The sequence below is a fragment of the Catenuloplanes sp. NPDC051500 genome (assembly GCF_044454585.1).
GTDB lineage: Bacteria > Actinomycetota > Actinomycetes > Mycobacteriales > Micromonosporaceae > Catenuloplanes.
In genome coordinates this window covers 1-20,523 of record NZ_JBITDX010000045.1, presented here as the reverse complement: position 1 = coordinate 20,523, position 20,523 = coordinate 1, and the positions used below count along the sequence as shown (strand labels likewise).

The 20,523-nt window shown below is 71.2% G+C and carries 19 protein-coding genes; 9 read left to right on the top strand and 10 right to left on the bottom strand.

The window, feature by feature from the left end:
* Positions 1 to 59: 59 nt before the first annotated feature.
* Positions 60 to 314, bottom strand: coding sequence for a hypothetical protein (locus tag ACIA8K_RS40515; RefSeq protein WP_396068826.1), 255 nt, complete (start codon positions 312 to 314; stop codon positions 60 to 62).
* A gap of 61 nt (positions 315 to 375) precedes the next feature.
* Positions 376 to 828 carry a ribosomal protein S18-alanine N-acetyltransferase gene (rimI, locus tag ACIA8K_RS40510; protein ID WP_396068825.1) on the bottom strand — a complete coding sequence of 151 codons (453 nt, stop codon included), beginning with the start codon at positions 826 to 828 and terminating at the stop codon, positions 376 to 378.
* Positions 829 to 911: 83 nt separating this feature from the next.
* On the opposite strand from rimI, the gene alr reads away from it, so the two are divergent.
* The 3 genes from alr (at position 912) to ung (ending at position 4,000) form a co-directional block, all read left to right on the top strand.
* On the top strand, positions 912 to 2,042 hold the full coding sequence (gene alr, locus ACIA8K_RS40505; RefSeq protein WP_396068824.1) for an alanine racemase: 1,131 nt from the start codon (positions 912 to 914) through the stop codon (positions 2,040 to 2,042).
* Between the two features lie 53 nt (positions 2,043 to 2,095).
* Positions 2,096 to 3,238, top strand: a complete 1,143-nt coding sequence (locus ACIA8K_RS40500) for an alpha/beta fold hydrolase (RefSeq protein WP_396068823.1) — start codon at positions 2,096 to 2,098, stop codon at positions 3,236 to 3,238.
* A gap of 72 nt (positions 3,239 to 3,310) precedes the next feature.
* A complete protein-coding gene (gene ung, locus ACIA8K_RS40495; protein WP_396068822.1) occupies positions 3,311 to 4,000 on the top strand; it encodes a uracil-DNA glycosylase in 690 nt (229 codons plus the stop codon).
* 93 nt (positions 4,001 to 4,093) lie between these two features.
* Here ung and ACIA8K_RS40490 read toward each other — a convergent pair whose 3' ends face one another.
* The gene (locus ACIA8K_RS40490; RefSeq protein ID WP_396068821.1) at positions 4,094 to 5,770 is read right to left on the bottom strand and encodes an alpha/beta hydrolase; all 1,677 of its coding nucleotides are present in this window, start codon (positions 5,768 to 5,770) and stop codon (positions 4,094 to 4,096) included.
* On the bottom strand, positions 5,767 to 6,054 hold the full coding sequence (locus ACIA8K_RS40485) for a hypothetical protein (RefSeq protein WP_396068820.1): 288 nt from the start codon (positions 6,052 to 6,054) through the stop codon (positions 5,767 to 5,769). Before ACIA8K_RS40485 ends, ACIA8K_RS40490 begins: the two co-directional genes overlap by 4 nt.
* A gap of 106 nt (positions 6,055 to 6,160) precedes the next feature.
* Here ACIA8K_RS40485 and ACIA8K_RS40480 point away from each other — a divergent pair, with 106 nt between their 5' ends.
* Together ACIA8K_RS40480 and ACIA8K_RS40475 are read left to right on the top strand one after the other, a co-directional pair.
* Positions 6,161 to 6,529 carry a holo-ACP synthase gene (locus ACIA8K_RS40480; RefSeq protein ID WP_396068819.1) on the top strand — a complete coding sequence of 123 codons (369 nt, stop codon included), beginning with the start codon at positions 6,161 to 6,163 and terminating at the stop codon, positions 6,527 to 6,529.
* Between the two features lie 16 nt (positions 6,530 to 6,545).
* Positions 6,546 to 7,976, top strand: coding sequence for an NAD(P)H-hydrate dehydratase (locus ACIA8K_RS40475; RefSeq protein ID WP_396068818.1), 1,431 nt, complete (start codon positions 6,546 to 6,548; stop codon positions 7,974 to 7,976).
* A 315-nt stretch (positions 7,977 to 8,291) separates the two neighbouring features.
* Here the strand turns inward: ACIA8K_RS40475 and glmS are convergent, their stop codons facing one another.
* Entirely contained in the window at positions 8,292 to 10,172 is a 1,881-nt protein-coding gene (gene glmS, locus ACIA8K_RS40470) for a glutamine--fructose-6-phosphate transaminase (isomerizing) (RefSeq protein WP_396068817.1), read from the bottom strand.
* A 196-nt stretch (positions 10,173 to 10,368) separates the two neighbouring features.
* Between glmS and ACIA8K_RS40465 the strand changes: the two genes are divergently transcribed.
* The gene (locus ACIA8K_RS40465; protein WP_396068816.1) at positions 10,369 to 11,088 is read left to right on the top strand and encodes an MmpS family transport accessory protein; all 720 of its coding nucleotides are present in this window, start codon (positions 10,369 to 10,371) and stop codon (positions 11,086 to 11,088) included.
* A 28-nt stretch (positions 11,089 to 11,116) separates the two neighbouring features.
* Positions 11,117 to 12,256 carry a pyridoxal phosphate-dependent aminotransferase gene (locus ACIA8K_RS40460; RefSeq protein WP_396068837.1) on the top strand — a complete coding sequence of 380 codons (1,140 nt, stop codon included), beginning with the start codon at positions 11,117 to 11,119 and terminating at the stop codon, positions 12,254 to 12,256.
* On the opposite strand, the gene ACIA8K_RS40455 is transcribed toward ACIA8K_RS40460, so the two are convergent.
* Complete coding sequence (locus ACIA8K_RS40455; RefSeq protein WP_396068815.1) at positions 12,234 to 14,321, bottom strand: bifunctional polysaccharide deacetylase/glycosyltransferase family 2 protein; 2,088 nt, start codon at positions 14,319 to 14,321, stop codon at positions 12,234 to 12,236. The genes ACIA8K_RS40460 and ACIA8K_RS40455 overlap by 23 nt on opposite strands.
* 145 nt (positions 14,322 to 14,466) lie before the next feature.
* Between ACIA8K_RS40455 and ACIA8K_RS40450 the strand changes: the two genes are divergently transcribed.
* A complete protein-coding gene (locus ACIA8K_RS40450; RefSeq protein ID WP_396068814.1) occupies positions 14,467 to 15,417 on the top strand; it encodes a glycosyl hydrolase in 951 nt (316 codons plus the stop codon).
* On the opposite strand, the gene ACIA8K_RS40445 is transcribed toward ACIA8K_RS40450, so the two are convergent.
* The 4 genes from ACIA8K_RS40445 to rplM all read right to left on the bottom strand — a co-directional run bounded on the left by ACIA8K_RS40445 (position 15,407) and on the right by rplM (position 18,482).
* The gene (locus tag ACIA8K_RS40445) at positions 15,407 to 15,592 is read right to left on the bottom strand and encodes a hypothetical protein (RefSeq protein WP_396068813.1); all 186 of its coding nucleotides are present in this window, start codon (positions 15,590 to 15,592) and stop codon (positions 15,407 to 15,409) included. The genes ACIA8K_RS40450 and ACIA8K_RS40445 overlap by 11 nt on opposite strands.
* A gap of 234 nt (positions 15,593 to 15,826) precedes the next feature.
* Positions 15,827 to 17,167 (bottom strand): phosphoglucosamine mutase, encoded by a 1,341-nt coding sequence (gene glmM, locus ACIA8K_RS40440; RefSeq protein WP_396068812.1) that lies wholly within the window; start codon positions 17,165 to 17,167, stop codon positions 15,827 to 15,829.
* A 210-nt stretch (positions 17,168 to 17,377) separates the two neighbouring features.
* Positions 17,378 to 17,848 (bottom strand): 30S ribosomal protein S9, encoded by a 471-nt coding sequence (rpsI, locus tag ACIA8K_RS40435; RefSeq protein ID WP_396068836.1) that lies wholly within the window; start codon positions 17,846 to 17,848, stop codon positions 17,378 to 17,380.
* Between the two features lie 190 nt (positions 17,849 to 18,038).
* Entirely contained in the window at positions 18,039 to 18,482 is a 444-nt protein-coding gene (gene rplM / locus ACIA8K_RS40430; protein ID WP_396068811.1) for a 50S ribosomal protein L13, read from the bottom strand.
* 759 nt (positions 18,483 to 19,241) lie between these two features.
* Here rplM and ACIA8K_RS40425 point away from each other — a divergent pair.
* The gene (locus ACIA8K_RS40425) at positions 19,242 to 20,330 is read left to right on the top strand and encodes a uroporphyrinogen-III synthase (protein ID WP_396068810.1); all 1,089 of its coding nucleotides are present in this window, start codon (positions 19,242 to 19,244) and stop codon (positions 20,328 to 20,330) included.
* Positions 20,331 to 20,523: the final 193 nt, after the last annotated feature.

Sequence of the window (20,523 nt, the reverse complement as noted above, 5' to 3'; positions counted from 1 at the left end):
GGTAAATGGCGAGTCTGCGCACCGGTCCGCAGACCGGCCGAAACCCGTTTTACCAGGAATTATCGGTCTACCTGGGTGAATTCCCAGGTATGTGGCGACCGCGCGACCAGATGCTCCGGCGGCGCCGGCAGGTCGACCGGGCTGCTGCGCCACTTCGAGATCACCACGAGCCGGTTGTCCGCGGACGAAAAGACCTCGGTGGACATGTGCAGCGGGTAGACCTCGATCGACGGCACGGCCTCGTCGCACAGCCAGGTAAGCAGCTCCGCGTGCCCGGTGGGACGGGCCTTGACCTCCCACATCCGAACGATCACGCCCGGCACCGCCCCTCCTCCCCGAGGGTGAAACTCTTTCAACCGGGGATGCTGACCGAGGCTACACGCGGGGGCGCTCCCGCTCCATGATCAGGGCATCCGTGTTGCTGGGCTGGTAGTAGCCGCGCCGGATGCCGATGCCGTCGAAGCCGTAGCTGCCGTAGAGGCGTTGCGCAGGGACGTTGTCCACCGCGACCTCAAGCAGCACCCGGTCCGCGTCGCGGCGTTCCGCCTCGGCGAGCAGCGCCTCAAGCAGGGCGCGGCCGATGCCGTGGCGCTGCCGGTCGCGGCGGACCGCGATGTTCTGCACCCAGGCGTCCGGGTCCTGCATGGCAAGTCCGGCATAGCCGTCGACCGCGCCGTCGTCGTCAAGGGACACCAGGTAGTAGTGGCCGTTCGCCAGCTCGTTCCAGAACATGGCGGCGGACCACGTCTCCAGGCCGAACAGATCGGCCTCGATCGGCAGCAGCTCGTCGATGTGCCACCAGCGCAGGGGCCGGATCGCGTCACTCATCGCCGGACACCCTAGTGCCTGTTCGGGAAGTGCCACGTCACAAGGGGTGCGCGCCCTCCGAACCGATCAGTAGGCTGGGGGCCATGTGGCAGGCCGAAGTACGAGTCGATCTCGACGCGATCCGGGCGAACGTGGCCCACCTCGTCGCCGGGACCAGCGCCGAGGTGATGGCGGTGGTCAAGAGCGACGGGTACGGGCACGGCATGGTCGCCGCCGCCCGCGCGGCTCTGGACGGCGGCGCCACCTGGCTCGGCGTCGCAAGTCTCGGCGAGGCGATCACGCTGCGCGACTCCGGGTTGACCGCACCGGTGCTGGCCTGGCTGATCTCGCCCGGCCTGCCGTTGCACGACGCGGTCGCGGCCGACATCGACCTGAGCGTCGCCACGCTCGGCCTGCTTGACGAGGTGATCGTCGCCGCCGAGCGCACCGAGCGCGTCGCCCGCGTCCACCTCAAGATCGACACGGGGATGACCCGGGGTGGCGCCACGCCCGACGAGTGGCCGGTGCTGCTTGAGGCCGCCGCCAAGGCGCAGTCCGACGGGCTGATCGACGTGGTCGGCGTCTGGTCGCACTTCGGCTGTGCGGACACGCCCGGCCACCCAAGCATCGACGCGCAGCTCGCGGCGTTCCACCACGGCCTCGAGGTGGCCGGGCGGTTCGGCATCACGCCGCGGTACCGCCACATCGCGAACTCGGCCGCGCTGCTCACCCGCCCGGACACCCACTTCGACCTGGTCCGGCCCGGCCTCGCGATCTACGGCCTGTCGCCGATGGGCGGGCGCACCGAGGGGTTACGGCCCGCGATGACCGCGCACGCCCGGGTGATGATCGCCAAGCGGGTCCCGGCCGGGTCCGGCGTCTCCTACGGGCACACCTACATCACGCCCGCCGAGACCACGATCGCGGTCGTCCCGATCGGTTACGCGGACGGCGTCCCCCGCCACGGGTCGAACGGCGGCCCGGTGCTGATCGGCGGCCGCGTCCGGCCGATCGCCGGCCGCGTCTGCATGGACCAGTTCATGATCGACTGCGGCGACGACCCGGTGCAGGCCGGCGACACTGTCACCCTCTTCGGTCCCGGCGACGACGGCGAGCCGACCGTGGAGGACTGGGCCGCCGCGGTCGGCACCATCAGCTGGGAGATCGTCGCCCGGTTCGGCAGCGCCCGGGTGCCCCGCGTCTTCGACGGCCTGCGTCCAGAAGTCGGCGCATGATCATCGGCTCAGCGCCTCCAATCGCGCCATCGCACCGGAAAGGGAAATCCGGCATGAGCTCTACGTCATCGTCCCTGGTCACGACGGTTTTCACCCCCAAGGTCGGCAAACGGGCCGGGATCATCGGCGCGGTGGTCGGGCTCGCCGCTGCCGGGCTCGCCGCCGGTGTGGCCGCGGAGCGGACCATCGTGCGCCGCACCAAACGCGGGACGATCGACCCGTGGGCGGACGAGAAGTTCGGCGAGCAGCCCTACGACGAGTCCTTCATGATCTCCGCACCGGACGGCACCGACCTGCACATCGAGGTGCTCGACCCGGTCGACGGCCTGGAGGTCGAGCCGGACTTTCCCGGCGCGGCCCAGGCCGACCTGCAGGACGAGCCCACGCTCGTCTTCGTGCACGGCTTCTGCCTGGACATGGGCACGTTCTACTTCCAGCGCAAGGAACTGGTCCGTCGCGGCGACTACCGGATGGTCTTCTACGACCAGCCGGGCCACGGCCGGTCCGGCAAGCTGGAGTCCGGCGAGTACCACCTGGAGGCGCTTGCCGAGTCGCTGCACGCGGTCATCCAGGCCACCGTGCCGACCGGGCCGATCGTGCTTATCGGGCACTCGATGGGCGGCATGACGATCATGGCGCTCGCCGACCTGTACCCGGAGCTGCTCCGCTCCCGGGTCTCCGGCGTGGTGCTGATGGCCACGTCCGGCGGCAAGCTGGAGGAGGCCCGGCTCTCCCTCCCGTCGCTTGCCGCGCGGGCGGGTGCGCCGCTGCTGCCGGTGGTCGCCCGGACCACACGGCTCACCGGCGGCGTCATCGACCGGGCCCGGCTCGCCTCCTCCGACCTGGCCTGGCTGCTCACCCGCCAGTTCGGCTTCGGGGGCAGCGCGCCCAGCCCGGCCCTCGTCACGTTCGTCGAGAAGATGAACTCGCACACCACCGCGGACACGGTCACCCGATACCTGCGGACGATCTACACGCACGACCGGTTCCCGGCGCTTGACACGCTGCAGGAGATCCCCACGCTGGTGATCGCGGGCGACAAGGACCAGATCCTGCCCGTCACCCACTCGCGTGAGATCGCACGCCACCTGCCGAACGCGGAGTTCATCGAGATCCCGGACAGCGGGCACGTGGTCATGCTTGAACACGCGGACGAGGTGAACGCAGCACTCATCTCCTTCCTGGAGAAGCTGTAGTTCTCCTGTCGTACCCGTGGGATACGGTGCGGGCCGCGTTGTTCCGTGATCCCCTGTGGAGGAGTCGTCAGCATGTCCCTCGACCTCGTCGCCCGGCTGCCCGAGCCGTGGCAGGCCGTCCTCGCCCCGCACCTGGACGCCGAGCGCACTCGCGCGCTTGGTGAGTTCGTCGCGGCGGAGTACGAGACGCAGACCGTCTACCCGCCGGTCGAGGACCTGTTCACCGCCTACCGGTTGTGCCCGCCGGAGCAGACCCGCGTGCTGATCCTCGGCCAGGACCCCTACCACGGTGCGGGCCAGGCGCACGGGCTGAGCTTCAGCGTCCGGGCCGGCAACCGGGTGCCGCCGTCGCTTCGCAACGTCTTCAAGGAGATCTCGGCCGACGTCGGCGCCGGCATGCCGAAGGTCGGTGACCTGACGCCCTGGGCCGAGCAGGGCGTGCTGCTGCTCAACGCGGTGATGACCGTGCGCGCCGCCAAGCCCGCCTCGCACGCCAAGAAGGGCTGGGAGGAGTTCACCGACGCCACAATCAACGCGGTGAACGAGCTGGACGGCCGCGTGGTCTTCATGCTCTGGGGCAGTTACGCCCGGAAGAAGGCGGCCCTGGTGACGAACCCGCAGCACGTGGTGCTGGAGGCCGGCCACCCCAGCCCGATGAACCCGGCGGGCTTCCTCGGCACCCGCCCGTTCAGCGCGTGCAACAAGGCGCTTGCGGACGCCGGCCGCGAGCCGATCGACTGGTCCCTTCCCCCGGCGGCCTGATCAGCACGCCGCTGATCAGCACGCCGCTGATCAGCACGCCGCTGGTCAGCACGCCGCTGGTCAGCAAGCCACGGGTAGCACGCCCCGAGCCGCTCAGCCTGGCGGTCCCAGCGTGATGCGGGACAGCGCGTCCAACGCTGTCCCACCGCGGTCCCAGTAGCCGAGGTGGCCCGCGTCCGGCTGGCTGGCGAACACCCGCGCGCCGAACGCCGGGTCCGCCGGGTTGCGCCCGTGCCACAGCCCGTCCTCCGGCGGCCCGTAGGCGAGCGCCGGCCCCACGCCCGGCAGCGCGGCCGAGACCATCGCGTCGGTCAGCGCGGAGACCGGCGAGACCGGCGCGCGCTGGATCGGGTCGGAGAAGGACGTGCTCGCCCACACCTCGGGCAGCCCCAGCTCGGCCGCGTGCGCGACGCCGGCGCCCGGCGAGGCGAGCAGCACCAGGCCGTCCGCGTCGAGCCCGAGATCGCGGGCGGTCACGCCGGCCACAAGCGAGCCGTAGCTGTGGCCAAGCACGGTCTGCCGGGCCGGCTCGCCCTCGTGCCCGGCCCGCAGCCCTTCCTGGAAGCGGTGCAGCGCCGGGGCCGCGTGCTCGGCCGGCGCGTCGGAGGCGGCCTCGCCCACGAAGTCCGGCGCGTCGTAGTCCAGCCACAGCACGGCCGCGGTGCGGCGGGCCGGATCCAGCTCGGTCGCGTGCTCGGCCACCCGCGCGGCCCGGTCCAGCTCACCGCCGAGCGAGGCCAGATCGCTTGTCATGCCCGGCACGTAGGTCAGCACGGCGGCACTGCGGTCCGGATCGCCGATCGCCACCACCGCGCGACCGTCCTGCCCCGGGTCGAACCGCACCAGGTATCGCGGCGGGTCGGTGCCGGGCGAGACCTGGTCGGCCAGCCGCTCAAGCGACGCGATCAACGCGGGGTCCCGCGCGTAGGCGCTCGGCATCCCACCATGCAGGTCCGCACCGCTGAGACTCACCCCGGCGGGCGTGCCGCCGCTGCGGAACCCGTCCACCGGCAGGCCGAGCCGGGCCGCCTCCAGCGCCAGGTCGAGCAGCGCGCGGTTGGCCAGGTCGCGGGCCGCCACCGGCAGCCCGTCCAGGCCGCCGGCCAGCGTCGGCTCGTGCCGGATCAACCAGCGGCGCTGCGCCGGGGTGAGCGCGTCCCACCAGGCGCGGATCGCAGCCGGTGCGGCCTCAGCACCCGGCCGGTAGCCCGGCGGCGTGCTCTCCCACCCGGTGGCGGCCGCGCGGCTCAGCTCGCCGAGGCGCATGGCCGCCTCCGTGTCCGCGGCAAGCGCCGCGGCAAGCGCCGCCTCGATCTCCGCCGTCACGGCCTGTGCCGACTCCGGCAGACCGGTCGGGGTGGCCATACCGTCCGGCGAGGCGGCGCCGACCGCAAGCCGGCCCGGCACCGGACCGGCCGCGACCACCTGCCCGGACCTGTCCACCGCCAGCCCTGCCCCCTCCGCCGCGCGCACGGCCGCGGCCAGCCGTGCCTTCGCCGCCTCGGTCGCGGCCGCGAACTCAGTCAGCACGCCCGCGGTCTCCAGCTGTGCGAGCCGGCCGGCCTCCAGGTCGTCACGCAGGTGGCGCAGCCGGGTGACCGCCGCATCCGCGCCCGCGCCGGACCAGGCCGTGGCCAGCGCGACCGCGCCCGAGGCCAGCTCCAGGGCGCGCCGCGCGCCGGACGCGGCCAGCTCGCGCCAGGCCGCCGCGGACTGCCGCCAGGCCGGTGGGCTCACCTGCCAGAGCAGCTCATAGGTGATCGCGCTCATCGCCCCGGCCCCCGCCGGAACCGGGCCGCGGCCGCGTCGTCCGCCGTCTCGTAGGCGGTGGCGGCCCTGCCCAGCGCGGTCGCGGTGGCGGCCACCCCGGCGCCGCACCTGTCGAGCGCGGACCAGGCAGCGTCCGCCAGATCGGTCACCGCGGTCGCGGACGCCCACCCGGGGGCGGTGACCGGCAGCGGTCCCGGTGGCATGCCGAGCAGGCGCCGGGCCACGGCCGCGAGCCGATCCGCACAGGCCCGCAGCGCCGGGGTGGTGACATCGATGACATCCATGCCGATCACCGTGCCATCGCCGCGGCAGACGAGATAACCCCTGTGGACAACCGGCCGCCACGCGTACCGGCGGTTGTCCACAGGGGTTGCCGACTAGGCTGATGAGGTGATCGTCTCCGTCGGCATGGACGTGGTGCTCGTCGAGCGGTTCGTCCGCGCGCTGGAACGGACACCGCAGCTCGCGGACCGCCTGTTCACCGACGCCGAGCGGCACACCTCCTCCGGCAATCCGCGGCCGCCCGAGTCGCTGGCGGCCAGGTTCGCCGCGAAGGAGGCGGTCGCGAAGGCGCTCGGCGCCCCCTCCGGCCTGCGCTGGCACGACTGCGAAGTGGTCTCCGACGCGTCGGGCCGCCCCTGGCTGACCGTCTCCGGCTCGGTCGCGGCAGCGGCCGACGAGTGCGGCATCACCCGGTGGCACCTCTCCCTTTCCCACGACGGCGGCATCGCCTCCGCGATGGTGGTAGCCGAGTCCTGATCCAGGAGGAGCACGAATGCGGGGCGTGTGGCGGGTCGCCGACGTACGGGCGGCCGAGGAAACGCTGTTGCGTGAGCTCCCGGACGGCACGCTCATGCAGCGCGCCGCGGCCGGGCTCGCCCGCCGGTGTGCGCTGCTGCTGGACCGGGTCTACGGCGCCCCGGTGCTGCTGCTGGTGGGCGCCGGGAACAACGGTGGCGACGCGCTCTACGCGGGCGCGCTGCTCGCCCGGCGCGGCGCCCGGGTCACCGCGCTGCTGCTGAGCCCCGACCGTGCGCATCGGGAAGGGCTGGCCGACCTTCGCCGCAGCGGCGGCCGGGTTCGCACGGCCTGGTCCGAGACGATCGACGCCGAGCTGGTCGTCGACGGGATCGTCGGCATCGGCGCCACCGGCGGCCTCCGTGAACCGGCCGTGTCGATCGTCGAGGCGCTGCGTGCCCGCACTCCCCGCCCGATCATGGTCGCGGTCGACGTGCCGAGCGGCGTCGACGTGGACACCGGCGCGGTCGAGGGCGCCGCGGTCCGCGCGGACGTCACAGTCACGTTCGGCTGTCTGAAGCCCGCGCACGTCGCCGGGCCGGCCGCGCCGCTGGCCGGGCAGGTGGACCTGGTCGACATCGGAATCAGCCTGCCCGCCGCGCCGGCGCTGCGCGTCCCGGACGCCGCCGACCTCGCGGGCTGGTGGCCGCGGCTGCACGCGGGCTCGGAGAAGTACAACAGGGGTGTGGTCGGCATCGCCACCGGCTCGCACACGTACCCCGGCGCCGCGGTGCTGTCCACGGCCGGTGCGCTGGCCGGCCCGACCGGCATGGTCCGCTACGCCGGCACCGCCCGGGCCGAGGTGCTGCAGCGCCATCCGTCAGTCGTCGCCGCCGACTCGGTCGCGGACGCCGGCCGGGTGCAGGCCTGGCTCTGCGGCTCCGGCATCGGCACCGACGCGGACGCACGTGCCGCGCTGAGCGCCGTGCTCGCGACAGATCTGCCGGTGGTGCTCGACGCGGATGCGCTCGGCATGCTTGTCGACGGCTCCTCGGCGGACCGGCTGCGCGACCGGGCGGCGCCGCTCGTCCTCACGCCGCACGACCGGGAGTTCGCCCGGCTTGCAGGTGAGCCGGGCCCGGACCGGGCCGCGGCCGCGCACCGGCTCGCCACCTCGATGAACGCGGTGGTGCTGCTCAAGGGCGACCGGACGATCGTGGCCGCGCCGGACGGTGAGACGTGGGTCAACCCGACCGGCTCCCCCGCGCTCTCGACCGGCGGCACCGGCGACGTACTGGCCGGGCTGCTCGCGTCGCTGCTCGCCGCCGGCCTGCCCGCCGTCCGGGCCGCGGTCACGGCCGCCTACCTGCACGGACTCGCGGGGCGGATCGCGGCGGAACGGGGACCGGTGACCGCGCCGGACGTGGCCGCGGCCCTGCCCGAGGCGGTCGCCACGATCACCAACTGAGCGCAAAAAGGCACAGACCAGGTCACAGACGTTTTCCCGCTTCCGCGGTGGTGGCGGCCCGCACGCTCCCGCGGGCACCGGTCGGCCCCAAGGGGCCTCCCTGCCGGCCTCGCGGTGGTCACCGAAAAACACGGCCCGCACCGCGATCGGCCGGCGCGTCCACGGCCGTTCTGGTCTGAGCCTGACCACCCACGGCACCGGCGGCCCGCGGGAGCGTGCGGGCCGGACCACCGCGGAAGCGGGAAGACGGCCCGGAATTGGCTCTTGAATTGAGGAGGGGCCGGTCCTCGCGGACCGGCCCCGACGGTGCGGTGCTTACTCGACCGTGACCGACTTGGCCAGGTTGCGCGGCTGGTCGACGTCGTGGCCGCGGGAGCTGGCGATCTCGCAGGAGAGGACCTGGAGCGGGATCGTGGTGACAAGCGGGGCCAGCAGCGTGGGCGTGCGCGGCACCCGGATCAGCTCGTCGGCGTAGGGCACGACCGCGTCGTCGCCCTCTTCCGCGATCACGATCGTGCGTGCGCCGCGGGCCCGGACCTCCTGGATATTCGACACGATCTTGTCGTGCAGGACGCCGCGGCCGGCCGGGGACGGGACGATGCAGACGACAGGCGTGCCCGCCTCGATCAGCGCGATCGGGCCGTGCTTGAGCTCGCCGGCGGCGAAGCCCTCCGCGTGCATGTACGCAAGCTCCTTGAGCTTGAGCGCACCCTCAAGCGCCACCGGGTAGCCGACGTGCCGCCCGATGAACAGCACCTGCTGCGCCGAGGCGAGGTCGCGGGCGAGCTTGCGGACCGGCTCCATCGACTCCAGCACGGTACGCAGCTTGTCCGGCATCTCCTGGAGCTGGCCGACGACCGCGCCGACCTCGTCCGCGTACTTGATGCCGCGGACCTGCGCGAGGTGCAGGCCGATCAGGTAGCAGGCGACGAGCTGGGTGAGGAACGCCTTGGTGGAGGCGACCGCGACCTCGGGCCCGCCGTGCGTGTAGAGCACCGCGTCGGACTCGCGCGGGATTGTGGAGCCGTTGGTGTTGCAGATGGCCAGGACGCGCGCCTTCTGCTCCTTGGCGTGCCGGAGCGCCATCAGCGTGTCCATCGTCTCACCGGACTGGGAGATCGCGATGACAAGCGTGGAGCGGTCCAGGACCGGGTCGCGGTAGCGGAACTCGCTCGCGGTCTCGACCTCGCACGGGATGCGGGTCCAGTGCTCGATGGCGTACTTCGCGACCAGGCCGGAGTGGTACGCCGTGCCGCACGCCACGATGAAGATCTTGTCGACGTCGCGCAGGTCCTGCTCGGTGAGGCGGACCTCGTCGAGCACGATCTCGCCGGTCTCGGTGAGCCGGCCGAGCAGCGTGTCCGCCACCGCCTGGGGCTGCTCGGCGATCTCCTTGAGCATGAAGTAGTCGTAGCCGCCCTTCTCGGCGGCTGATGCGTCCCAGTCGATGTGGAACGGGCGGCCCTCGACCGGCGTGCCGTCGAAGCCGGTGATCTCGATGCCCTCCGGCGTGATCAGAACGACCTGGTCCTGGCCCAGCTCGACCGCCTCGCGGGTGTGCTCGATGAACGCGGAGACGTCGCTGGCCAGGTAGTGCTCGCCGTTGCCGCGGCCGACGACGAGCGGCGAGTTGCGGCGGGCGCCGGCGACCGCACCGGGGATCGCGGTGTCGACGGCGAGCAGCGTGAACGCGCCCTCCAGCCGGCGGGAGACGCGGCGGAGTGCCTCGGCGAGCGCCTGCGGGCCCTCACCGCCCTCGTCTCGCACCACGTCGAGCTCAAGCGCGAGCAGGTGGGCGGCCACCTCGGTGTCGGTGTCGCTGCTGAACTCGATGCCGAGCGCCTCAAGCTCGGCACGGAGGCGAGCGAAGTTCTCGATGATGCCGTTGTGGATGACGGCGACGCGCCCACCCTGCCCGACGTGCGGGTGTGCGTTGCGGTCGGTCGGGCCGCCGTGGGTGGCCCAGCGGGTGTGGCCGATGCCTGTGGTGCCGGTCGCGATGCCGGTCTCCGGGCCCTCGGCCAGCGCCTTCTCCAGGTTGGCGAGCTTGCCCGCCTTCTTCTCGGTCAGCAGGGTGTCGTCGCCGACGATGGCAACGCCCGCCGAGTCGTAGCCGCGGTACTCGAGACGCCGCAGCCCGTCCAACACGATGCTCAGTGCCGGCCGGTTGCCGACGTAACCCACGATTCCGCACATGGGAGCAGCGTAGCGGAGTTTCGCTCAGGATGCGTGCGCGAAGTCCGGTCATTCACTCACACCCATTGCGCGATTGAGGGATTTATGCCGGACCTATACGGACAGAACAGACCCGATACCTGTCGGTAAGCCGATTGCCGGAATAGGGCAAGCTGGGAGACGGTGTACCACTCCGCCCACCTGGAGCCCCGAGGCCATGACTGAGCCGAACCCGCCGTCCCCCGAGCAGCAGCCGTCCAACCCGTGGGCCCGCCCGCCGGAGGGAGCGCCCGAGCAACAGGTGTCGTACGCGCCACCGGCGCCCCCGCCGACCGCGAGCTGGGGCTACCAGCCGTACCAGCAGACGTCCGCGCCGCCGCAGGCCCGTCCGCCGCGCTCGTTGACGCCGATCATCGCGGTCATCGTGGCGGCCGTGATCCTGCTCTGCGTGGGCACGGCAGTGGCCGGCGTGCTGGTGCTCAACCAGGCACGGGACGCGGTCTCGACCACTCCCGATCCCACCCCGCCGGTGGAGACGGAGAGCCCGGAGCCGACCCGCGCGCCGCGGACCGACGACCCGTTCCCACTGCCCACCGGCCTGCCGGGGCTGCCTGAGGACCTGATCCCGTCGAGCGTGGCCATCCCGGCGGACGCGGACGCCACAGTCGTCTACGAGGTGACCGGCGAGGGCAGCGCGGCGATCACCTTCACCCAGGCGGGCCGGCCGACAGTGGAGGGCGTCGCCGAGCTGCCCTGGCGGAAGGAGTTCACGCTCGGCACCGAGACGCCGCTGCTGAACGTGACAGGCATCCGCTTCGGCACCACAAGCGCGGAGCTGACCTGCCGGATCCTGCTTGACGGCAAGGAGGTCACGAAGCGCAGCGCCACCGGCACCACCACGACCGCTTCCTGCGCGCAGATCGTCGTGGTTTCGTAGTCGGGTGACAGATCCACTGGTAGCGCGCATGCGCCCGTTCGGCACCACGATCTTCGCGGAGATGTCCGCGCTGGCGGTCCGGACGGGCGCGGTCAACCTCGGCCAGGGCTTCCCGGACACGGACGGGCCGCCGGAGATGCTTGCCGCGGCGGAGGCGGCGCTTCGCGGCGGCCGGAACCAGTACCCGCCGGGCCCTGGCATTCCGGAGCTGCGCGCCGCGGTCTCCCGTCACCAGCAGCGGTTCTGGAACCTGGAGTACGACCCGGACGGCGAGATCCTGATCACGGCGGGCGCGACCGAGGCGATCGCGGCGACGATCATGGCGTTGTGCGAGCCGGGCGACGAGGTGGTCTGCTTCGAACCGTTCTACGACTCGTACGCCGCCTCGATCGCGCTGGCCGGGGCGGTGCGCCGCCCGGTCACGCTGATGCCCGGTGAGCGTTTCACCTTCGACCCGGAGCAGCTGCGCGCGGCCTTCTCCGGCCGGACCCGGCTGGTGCTGCTCAACTCGCCGCACAACCCGACCGGCAAGGTCTTCACCCGGGCCGAGCTGGAGCTGATCGCGGAGCTGTGCCGCGAGCACGACGTCTACGCGGTCACGGACGAGGTCTACGAGCACCTGGTCTTCACGGACAGCGGGGAACAGCACATTCCGCTCGCCACGCTTGACGGGATGCGGGAGCGGACGCTGCGCATCTCCTCGGCCGGGAAGACGTTCTCCTGCACCGGGTGGAAGATCGGCTGGGTGAGCGGGCCGCGCGCGTTGATCAGCGCGGTGACCAGGGTGAAGCAGTTCCTGACGTATGTGAACGGCGGGCCGTTCCAGCCGGCGATCGCGGTGGCGCTGGACCTGCCCTCCGCGTACTACTCCGATTTCCGGGCCGGGTTGCAGGCGCGGCGTGATCAACTGTCGGCGGGTCTGGCGGCGGCCGGCCTGCGGGTGCTGCCGTCGGAGGGCACGTATTTCGTCACAGCCGATATCTCCGGTAAGTCATCTGAGGATGGGATCGGGTTCTGCCGCGAGCTACCGGAACGCGTCGGCGTCGCGGCCATCCCCACCCAGGTGTTCTACGACAACCAGGAGCCGGCCCGCACGCTTGTCCGGTTCGCGTTCTGCAAGCGGGAGTCCGTGATCGACGAGGCGGTCACACGCCTGGCCGGGCTGTAGTCGCGGCCGACCCGGTGGGCAGCCGCGCCCCCATCAGCGCGTTCAGCCCACCGGTCCGGCGCAGCTTCTGCCAGCCCAGCCGGATGCCGCCCAGCGCCGCCACCACCGCCTGGATCAGCACCAGGTACATCAGCTGCCGGTAGACGAACTGCTGCAGCGGCAGGCGCCAGAGCGGGCGCGGCGACTCGCCGTCCAGGCGGAACGCGTAGACAGTGCTGAGGAACTGCACGGCAAGCACGCCGAGCCAGGCCACCACCGTGTGCACCGGGTTCAGGAAGATCAGGCCGTAGAGCAGGTACACGTCGATCAGCGGCGAGAGTAGCGGCAGCAGCGTCTGGAACAGCGTCAGGTTGAGCAGCCCGCGCCGCCCGAACCGCCCGCCCGCGCCGGACTCGATCAGCGCGCGCCGGTGCTTCCACATCGCCTGCATGGTGCCGTAGCTCCACCGGTACCGCTGCCGCCACAGCTCCGGCATGGTGGACGGCGCCTCGGTCCAGGCGCGCGCCCGGTCCTCGTAGACCACCCGCCAGCCGGCCCGGATCACCGCGATGGTCAGGTCGGTGTCCTCCGCGAGCGTGTCGTCGGAGAGGCCGTCGACCTGCCGGAGCGCCTCCCGGCGGAACGCGCCGACCGCGCCGGGGACCGTGGCCATGCAGTGCATGACGTCGTAGGCGCGGCGGTCGATGCTGAACCCGACCACGTACTCGAGGTGCTGCCACATCGCGATCATGCCGCTGCGGTTCGCCACCTTCGCGTTGCCCGCGACCGCGCCGACCGCCGGGTCCGCGAACGGCTGCACCAGGCGGCTCACGGTGTCGATCTCGAAGACCGTGTCGCCGTCCATCATCACCACGACGTCCGTGCCGGCGTGCGCGATGCCGGTGTTGAGCGCCGCGGCCTTGCCCGCGTTCGGCTGGCGGAGCACAGTCACGTTCGGGTGGCCGAGCGCGTCCGCGATGTCCGCGGTGCCGTCGGTGGAGCCGTCGTCGACCACGATGATCTCGACCGGGTGCACGCCGGCGACCAGGGAGCCGAGCGTGTCCTCGATGCATTCCTTCTCGTTGTAGGCAGGCACGATCACCGTGACCGTCCGGTCGTAGTCCGCGCCCCACGGCGCCCGGCGCGCGTGCCGCCGGGCCAGCACAAGCAGCACCACGAGCCGGGCCAGCGTCAGCGCGCCGAAGACCAGCAGCAGCACCGCGAACCAGACGGTCACCGTGCGCGCCACCTGGACCACGCCCACCAGGCCGAGTCCGAGCGCGCGCTCGGACACGGTGGCGCTCGGATTGACAGTGGACATGCCGGTAAGCGCCGCGATCGTGGTGAACGTGTAACCGGCGCGCTTCAGGTCCGGGATCACCGCGTCAAGCGCGGCCGCGGTCCGGGACCGGTCGCCGCCGCCGTCGTGGAAGAGCACGATCGCACCCGCACCGTTCGCAGGCATGACCGCGCGCCGGATGTCGGTAAGCGTGACGTCCCGCTCCCAGTCGCGGCTGTCAAGCGTGTTGACCACTGTCAGGTAGCCGTGGTCACCCGCCTCCGCGACCACAGGCCAGTTCCTGTCGTCGAACGCGGCAGCGGTGGACGAGTAGGGCGGCCGGAACAGCACGCTCGACACGCCCGCGGCGCCGGCCAGCGCGAACTGTGTCTCACGCGCCTCGACCTGCCGGCGCCACCCGGTCTGCCCGGCGAGATCCGGATGGGTGAACGTGTGGATTCCGATCTCGTGTCCCGCGTTCCGGACGTCCCGCACGATCCCGGGATGCGAACTGATCTGCGACCCGATCATGAAGAACACCGCGGGCACCTCATGTTTCGCGAGAATGCCCAGAATCTCTTTCGTATACGTCGGATCAGGTCCGTCGTCGAAGGTGAGCACGATCTGTTTCTCCGGCGGAGTGAGCGTGTCCGCCCCCACCCCGTCCACCGAGATGATTAGCCCGCCGTCAAGCACCGCACGCGGCACCCCGCCGACCGCCTCAGTCGACTCGCTCGCGCCGTCCTGCGCGAACTCGCCCGTCACCACGCCGTTGACCAGGAGAATGCTGGCGAACAGACCGAGCACGACCACGAGCAGAAACCCGCGAACCCTCACTGACCCCCGCTCGGTCACAACCGCCCCATCCTTAACAGATGTGACCGGTTTCACAATCACAATCATTCGGGGGTACGGGGAGAAAAGCGCGACCGCACAGTGGCATAGTGCATTGGTGTTCCGGAAAGCCGCATTTCTGCCGATCGTTTTCCTCGTCGCCTCCTGCACCTCCGCACCGGCGCCGGACAATTCTCGGCCGGCGTTACGGGTAGCGCCTTATATCGACATCGCCAGCGGTTCTCTCGACATCGGCGAGGCGGTCCGTGAGTCCGGCCAGACCGATTTCACGCTCGCGTTCGTCACCGCGGACAAGTCCGGCGGCTGCACACCCACCTGGGGCGGCACGCTCCCGCTGAACGCACCGCCGGTGCAGGCGGACCTTGACGAGATCGCGCGGCTTGGCGGCGAGGTGACCGTGTCGACAGGCGGCGCCACCGGCACGTACCTGGAGAAGGTCTGCTCCCGCCCGCAACTGACGGCGGCGTACCGGACGGCGCTTGACGCGGCCGGCAGCAACGACCTGGACGTGGACATCGAACAGTCGATCGCGCCGGACACCGTCACCGGCGCGCTGGCCGATCTGCAGCGGGAACGCGGCACCCGGATCACGCTTACCGTCCCGGTGGCCGGCGCATCGCAAGGGCTGACGGACGACACACTCACGCTGCTGCGGAGCGCTCGCGCGGCCGGCCTGGACCTGTCCGTCAACGCGATGACCATGAACTTCGACCCGGACGGCGCGGGCTGGGGCGAGGCGATGACCGCGGCCGTGGCGGCGGTGGCGGCGGACCTGGCCTCGGTCTGGCCGGACCGGGATCAGGCGGCGCTGCACGCGATGCTCGGCGTCACGCCGATGATCGGGGTCAACGACACCGGGCCGGTCACCACGCTCGCGGATGCACGGGCGGTGCTGGCGTACGCGTCCGAGCGCGGGCTGGGCTTCGTCCGATTCTGGTCGGTGAACCGGGACAACGACGGCTGCTCCGGCACGGTGAGCCCGTCGTGCAGCGGGATCGCGCAGTCGGAGTTCGAGTTCACCCGGCTGTTCGACGAGTTCAGCGCTTGATCATCGTCGCCCGGGTGGAGAGGCCCGCGGTGTCCGACGCCTCGACCACGCTGGCGCCGATCACCGCGATGTAGACGATCGAGAACGTCGCCACCACCGCGCCGGCCACAGTCATCATCCGTTTGCGCCGGCCGGTCACGTCGACGAAGACCTGCGCGCGCTCCTTTCGTAACATCTGCTGATTTTTCCTTTCGCGGGCGACTTCTCGGCCGATAGAGGCATCAGGGCCTTTCTGGCCGGACGCCACGAGCCTAGGAAGCCGCGGCGCCGCGTCACCCTGGCCGAACAGCGGACCCGGCGCTCATACGACACGCTCCGGCGTGCTACGAGCACCCAGCGCCGTCTCAGAAGCGACAAAAAAGGAGGGCCACGACCATTCCGGTCGCAGCCCTCCGTCGCATGTCGCCTATCAGACGGTGCGCACCACGTCCGCGACGCGCTCCGCCACCCGCTCCGCGATCTCCGCGGTAGCCGCCTCGACCATCACCCGGACCAGCTGCTCCGTGCCGGACGGCCGCAGCAGCACCCGCCCGGTGTCGCCCAACTCCGCCTCGGCCTCGGTCACCGCGGCCTTGACCGCCGGCGCCACCGCGACAGCGGCCCGGTCCGAGACCGGCACGTTGATCAGGACCTGCGGAAGCTTCGTCATCACGGACGCCAGCTCGGCAAGCGTCTTGCCGGTGGACGCCAGACGCGCCATCAGGTGCAGGCCGGTAAGCGTGCCGTCCCCGGTGGTCGCGTGCGCGGGCATCACCACGTGGCCGCTCTGCTCACCGCCGAGCGCCAGGTTCGACGCGCGCAGCTCGTCAAGCACGTACCGGTCGCCGACCTTCGTCTCCACAAGCGTGATGCCGGCCTCGCGCATCGCGATCCGCAGGCCCAGGTTGCTCATCACGGTCGCGACGAGTGTGTTGTTGGTAAGCCTGCCGGCCTCCCGCATCGCCAGCGCGAGAATGCCCATGATCTCGTCGCCGTCGACGACCGCACCGTCAGCGGAGACGGCCAGGCAGCGGTCCGCGTCGCCGTCCAGCGCCACACCCAGGTGCGCGCCGTGCTCGACCACCGCGGCCTGCAGGCTCTCCAGGTGTGTCGCGCCACACTCCTCGTTGATGTTCAGCCCGTCCGGCTCCGCGTGGATCACGATCACCTCGGCGCCGGCCTCCTCGAACGCGACCGGGGCCACCTCGGAGGTCGCGCCGTTCGCGCAGTCGACCACGACCTTGATGCCGGTCAGCGGGTGCGGCGTGGACGCGATGAGGTGCTTCACGTAGTGCTCGATGCCGTCCAGCAGGTCGTGCACGCGGCCGATCGCGGCACCGACCGGCCGGGTCCAGCCGCCGTTGTTCGACTCGATCGCTGCTTCGATCTTCGCCTCGATGTCGTCGGGGAGCTTGTGCCCGCCGGCCGCGAAGAGCTTGATGCCGTTGTCAGGCATCGGGTTGTGCGAGGCGGAGACCATCACACCGAAGTCGGCCTTGGTCTCGCCGACCAGGTACGCCACGCCCGGCGTCGGCAGCACGCCCACCCGCAGCACTGTCGCGCCGGCGCTGGCCAGGCCCGCGACCACCGCTGCCTCAAGCATCTCGCCGCTGGCCCGCGGATCACGTCCGACGATCGCCAGCGGCGGGTGGCTGCGGTCCGACTCGGCCAGCACGTGCGCGGCCGCGACGGCGACGGACATCGCCAACTCGGGCGTCAGATCCGCGTTGGCCCTGCCACGAACGCCGTCGGTGCCAAAAAGCCGCCCCATTGCTGTCCTTCCCTCGCCTGATGTCGGTGGTACGCCGTCGACCCGCCGCATCCACTGCTCATGATCCGGCGGGGTTGCGACGGCCGTGCGGCTTTGGAGCCAGCCGTCCGGCCGTGCGGAATTTCTGCGGGGAGACTTCGTACAACAGCAAACGGCCAGGCGAACCACCCGGAGGCGGTTTGCCTGGCCGTCAGCGTCAGACAGACAAGGTCAGCGCTTCGAGTACTGCGGTGCCTTGCGGGCCTTCTTGAGACCGTACTTCTTGCTCTCCTTGACGCGGGCGTCCCGAGTCAGGAAGCCGGCCTTCTTCAGGGCCGGACGGTCGTCCACATCGTTGGTGATGAGGGCCCGGGCGATGCCGAGACGCAGCGCGCCGGCCTGGCCGGTGATGCCACCGCCACGCAGGTTCGCCACGACGTCGAACATCTCGGTCTTCTCAGTGGTCACCAGCGGCTCACGGATGAGCTGCTGGTGCACCTTGCTGGGGAAGTACGCCTCGATGTCACGGCCGTTGCAGGTGACCTTGCCGGTGCCGGGAACCAGGCGCACCCGGACGATGGCCTGCTTGCGGCGGCCAACGGTCTGGATCGGGCGCTCGCCGCGCGGCACGCGGGTAAGCGTCGCGGTCGCGGTGCCGGTGGCGATCTCGGCCACGTCGGTCGCGTCCGCGTCCTCGGTCACCTCAGCCTCGTGCGCCTCGACCTCGGCGTCGGTGGCCTCAGCGGTCTCGGCCTCGGGGGCCTCGACCTCAGGGGCGTCGGACTCGGCGACGGCCACCGCGGTGGTGTCGGAGTCGGTGTCGGGCGCCGGCGCGTCAGCGGCAGGCGTCTGCTCGTCGATGTCAGTCATGCTTCTTCTCTCGCCTGCGCTACTACTGCGCGACCTGGGTGATCTCGAACGGGACCGGCTGCTGCGCCGAGTGCGGGTGCTCAGCGCCGGCGTAGACCTTCAGCTTCTTGATGAGCTGACGGCCGAGCTTGTTGTGGGGCAGCATGCCCTTGACCGCGAGCTCGATCGCGCGATCGGGACGCTTGGTCAGCAGCTCGTCGTAGCCGATCTGCTTGAGACCGCCCGGGTACCCGGAGTGGCGGTACGCCACCTTGGTCTGCCGCTTGTTGCCGGTCAGCGCAACCTTGCCCGCGTTGATGATCACGACAAAGTCGCCCATGTCGACGTGCGGCGCGAAAGTCGGCTTGTGCTTGCCGCGGAGCAGAGTCGCGGTGTGGGTGGCCAGTCGGCCCAGCACGACGTCAGACGCGTCGATGACGTGCCACTGACGCTCGATTTCACCCGGCTTCGGGCTGTACGTACGCACAGGTCTACCTTGTCTCGTCGTCGGTCTGTTTCGCGCGCTGGGCGTCGATACAGAGCACGCACGCGAAACACCAGATTACCCCGACCTTCTTTTCCACGTCACAGCGGGACGGAGAAGCTCTGCGCCCGGCCAGGATCTCAGCGCAAAGGCCGGGAAAAATAGGGCCGGACCAGGGGGTGGTGAACGGATACGTGACTGGCATATCGCAGCCATCGCACAACAGCAGGCAACTTTACCCGCTGTCCTGCCTCAGGGTCAAAACGCGTGGTCCGGGCACCCGTCCGGCGGGCATCCGGCGGCGTGAGCGGCTCTTAACAGGCTGAAAACAATCAAGACGCCCGAGCGAAACCGCCCCCCGGCACTCTTCCGACATGGCAGGCGCAATGGCGTACACGCGGCATGACGGGGTGTCATCATCCCCGGCTCGCCGCGCGCTGGCCTTCCATGCCGAGCCACCACCAGGCTTGAGGACGGACCTGGTGGTGACGCCGAGCCGGTTCCCCGGTTCGGCACCCGGCGAGCGCGGTTCTCTGCCGAACCGCCCCGCCGGCACAGAGGAGCCGTGGCGCGGTCCGGGCGGAGGCACGGTCGATACGCGCAGGCGTGACGTGGGAGCGGGTCAACGCCGAGGACGGCGCATTCGTCGCGTGCCCGTCGGTGGACCGGCCGAACCCGCCGCGGCTCCTCGCCTTCCCGCACGTTCCTCCCGCCGCCGCCGGACGACGACCATGGGAGTGCCGCCCGTGACCCTCTCCAGAGATGTCTGACGAGCTCAGCGGCTTCACGATCGGGGTCACCGCAGACCGCCGCAGGGACGAGCTCGCCTCCCTGCTGGAACGGCGCGGCGCCCGGATCGTGCTCGCACCCGCCCTCCGCATCGTCCCGATCGCCGACGACACCGAGCTCCGCGCCGCAACCCGCGCATGCCTTGAGACACCGCCCGACATAGTGATGGCGAACACCGGCATCGGCATGCGGGGGTGGCTGGAGGCCGCCGAGGGATGGGGCCTGGGTGAGCCGCTGCGCGCGGTGCTCTCCGGCGCCTACATGGTCGCCCGCGGCCCCAAGGCTCGAGGTGCCATCCGCGCCGCCGGACTCCAGGACCAGTGGTCCCCCGACTCGGAGAGCTGCGAGGAGGTCGTCGCCCACCTCAAGGCCTACGGGGTCGCCGGCAAGACCGTCGCCATGCAGCTGCACGGCGACCGGCAACCGGAGTGCTCCGACGCCCTGGAGGCCGCCGGCGCCCGCGTCATCGAGGTGCCCGTGTACCGCTGGGCACCGCCGACCGACCCTGCCCCACTGCACCGCCTGGTCGATCTCATCTCGGGCCGCCTGGTGGACGCCGTCACGTTCACGTCCGCCCCCGCCGTCAGCGCGCTCCTGCGCGCCGCGGGCCCCTCCACCGACTCCGTCCTTGAGGCCCTCCGCGGTGACGTACTGGCGGCCTGCGTAGGGCCGGTTACCGCGGCCCCGCTCCGCCGGCACGGGATACCGGTGCTCGCACCGGCCCGGGCACGCCTGGGCGCAATGGTGCGAACACTTGTCGACGAACTCCCCCAGCGCGCCGTGAACCTCAAAATCGCCGGTCACGTACTGACCCTCCGAGGACACGCCGCAGTCATCGACGGCGAGCTGAAGCCCCTCGCTCCCGCCCCCATGGCAGTCCTACGGGCACTCGCTTCCACCCCCGGCCGGGTCCTCTCCCGCGCCGCCCTGCTGCGCACTCTCCCCCGAGGCGCCGACGAACACGCCGTCGAGATGGCAGTGGCCCGCCTCCGAGCCGGCCTAGGCACCCCCGGAGTCATACAAACCGTAGTAAAACGCGGCTACCGCCTCCCCGTGGACTAGCCCCTTCCACCCGGTCCCAGTCACACTCGCGCCCACACCCCGCTTGTGCACTCCAGCTAGACAAGCTCATCACCGAGGTGAGGCGCTCCCGCTCCCCTTCTAGTGTTCTGTCTCAGTTTTGAGTAGTCGTTTGTTGGAGGGCGACGCGTCCACGTCGGACTTTTGCGAGGATCGATTCGGTGGTGGCGGTCCA

Excerpts from the sequence above, each read along its gene's own strand:
- glmM (WP_396068812.1), bottom strand. The coding sequence starts at position 17,167 with ATGGGGCGGCTTTTTGGCACCGACGGCGTTCGTGGCAGGGCCAACGCG.
- ACIA8K_RS40425 (WP_396068810.1), top strand. The coding sequence starts at position 19,242 with ATGTCTGACGAGCTCAGCGGCTTCACGATCGGGGTCACCGCAGACCGC.
- alr (WP_396068824.1), top strand. The coding sequence starts at position 912 with ATGTGGCAGGCCGAAGTACGAGTCGATCTCGACGCGATCCGGGCGAAC.
- ACIA8K_RS40465 (WP_396068816.1), top strand. The coding sequence starts at position 10,369 with ATGACTGAGCCGAACCCGCCGTCCCCCGAGCAGCAGCCGTCCAACCCG.
- ACIA8K_RS40485 (WP_396068820.1), bottom strand. The coding sequence starts at position 6,054 with ATGGATGTCATCGATGTCACCACCCCGGCGCTGCGGGCCTGTGCGGAT.
- rimI (WP_396068825.1), bottom strand. The coding sequence starts at position 828 with ATGAGTGACGCGATCCGGCCCCTGCGCTGGTGGCACATCGACGAGCTG.
- ACIA8K_RS40460 (WP_396068837.1), top strand. The coding sequence starts at position 11,117 with ATGCGCCCGTTCGGCACCACGATCTTCGCGGAGATGTCCGCGCTGGCG.
- ung (WP_396068822.1), top strand. The coding sequence starts at position 3,311 with ATGTCCCTCGACCTCGTCGCCCGGCTGCCCGAGCCGTGGCAGGCCGTC.
- ACIA8K_RS40475 (WP_396068818.1), top strand. The coding sequence starts at position 6,546 with ATGCGGGGCGTGTGGCGGGTCGCCGACGTACGGGCGGCCGAGGAAACG.
- glmS (WP_396068817.1), bottom strand. The coding sequence starts at position 10,172 with ATGTGCGGAATCGTGGGTTACGTCGGCAACCGGCCGGCACTGAGCATC.
- ACIA8K_RS40500 (WP_396068823.1), top strand. The coding sequence starts at position 2,096 with ATGAGCTCTACGTCATCGTCCCTGGTCACGACGGTTTTCACCCCCAAG.
- ACIA8K_RS40445 (WP_396068813.1), bottom strand. The coding sequence starts at position 15,592 with ATGTTACGAAAGGAGCGCGCGCAGGTCTTCGTCGACGTGACCGGCCGG.
- ACIA8K_RS40490 (WP_396068821.1), bottom strand. The coding sequence starts at position 5,770 with ATGAGCGCGATCACCTATGAGCTGCTCTGGCAGGTGAGCCCACCGGCC.